General features: G+C 71.9%; 1 protein-coding gene and 1 pseudogene. Both read left to right on the top strand.

The features are described 5' to 3' along the window. Nucleotides 1–503 (top strand): annotated as a pseudogene (pyrB, locus tag RMO12_RS09200) (aspartate carbamoyltransferase catalytic subunit); the annotation flags it as partial. Next, nucleotides 500–1,572, top strand: a 1,073-nt coding sequence (locus RMO12_RS09195) for a dihydroorotase (RefSeq protein ID WP_309639061.1), incomplete at its 3' end; no start/stop codon positions are given. The pseudogene pyrB and the gene RMO12_RS09195, both read left to right, overlap by 4 nt.

Genomic DNA, 1,572 nt, shown 5'->3' with positions numbered 1-1,572 from the left:
TCGACATGTACACGATCCGCCACTACAAGCGCGAATTCTCGGGCCTGGTGGTGGCGATCGTCGGCGACGTCGTGCATTCGCGCGTGGCTCGCTCGGACATCCATGCGCTCACCACGCTCGGGGCCGCCGAGGTGCGCGCGGTCGGCCCGCGCACGCTGGTGCCGGGCGACCTGAAGGACATGGGCGTGCGTGTCTGCCACGACATGGCCGAAGGCCTGAAGGATGCCGACGTGGTGATCACCCTGCGCCTGCAGAACGAGCGCATGAGCGGCGCGCTGCTGCCGAGCGCCGGTGAATATTTCAAGAGCTTCGGACTTACCGAGGAGCGGCTCGCGCTGGCCAAGCCGGATGCGATCGTCATGCACCCCGGCCCCATCAACCGCGGCGTCGAGATCGATTCGGCCGTGGCCGACGGCAGGCAGAGCGTGATCCTGCCGCAGGTCACCTACGGCATCGCGGTGCGCATGGCGGTCATGAGCATCATCGCGGGCAACGACGCATGAAGATCCTCATCACCAACGGCCGCGTGATCGACCCCGCCTCGGGCCGCGACGAGCGTGCCGACGTGGCGATCGCCGCCGGCCGCATCGTCCACATCGGCACCGTGTCGGCCGGGTTCGCCGCCGATCGGCGCATCGATGCAAGCGGCTGCAGCGTGGCGCCCGGCCTCGTGGACCTGGCGGCGCGGCTGCGCGAGCCGGGCCATGAGCACGAGGGCATGTTGGAGAGCGAGCTCGCCGCGGCGGCGGCCGGTGGCGTGACCAGCCTCGTGTGCCCGCCCGACACCGACCCGACGCTCGATGAGCCGGGCCTCGTGGAGATGCTGAAGTTTCGTGCCCGCAAGCTCTCGCGCTGCCGGCTGTTCCCGCTCGGTGCGCTCACGCGCGGCCTGGCCGGCGAGGTGCTGACCGAAATGGCCGAGCTGGCCGAGGCCGGCTGCGTGGGCTTCTCGCAGGCCGACGTGCCGGTGCGCGACACCCAGGTGCTTTCGCGCGCGCTGCAGTACGCGGCCACCTTCGGCCACGCCGTCTGGCTGCGGCCCAACGACCCCTGGCTCGGCAATGGCGTGGCGGCCAGCGGCGCGGTCGCCACGCGGCTGGGCCTGGCGGGCGTGCCGCAGGGCGCCGAGACGATCGCGCTGCACACCATCTTCGAGCTGGTGCGCGCCAGCGGCGCGCGGGTTCACCTGTGCCGGCTCTCCAGCGCGGCCGGCGTCGAACTGCTGCGCGCCGCCAAGGCACAGGGGCTGCCGGTGACGGCCGACGTGAGCATCAATTCGCTGCACTTGACCGACCTCGACATCGGCTACTTCAACCCCGCCATGCGGCTGGTGCCGCCGCTGCGCCAGGCGCGCGACCGCGATGCGCTCCGCGCGGCGCTGGCCGATGGCACCATCGATGCGCTGGTGAGCGACCACACGCCGGTCGACGAGGACGCCAAGACGCTGCCCTTCGCCGAGGCCGAGCCCGGCGCGACGGGCCTGGAGCTGTTGCTGAGCCTGGCGCTCAAGTGGGGCGAGGAGGGCGGCGCTGGCCTCAGGCGCGCACTCGCTGCGGTGAGCTGCGGGCCGGT

The sequence above is a fragment of the Methylibium sp. genome (assembly GCF_031393925.1).
Classification (GTDB): Bacteria; Pseudomonadota; Gammaproteobacteria; order Burkholderiales; family Burkholderiaceae_C; genus Methylibium.
This window is presented reverse-complemented; position numbering and strand designations above follow the sequence as displayed.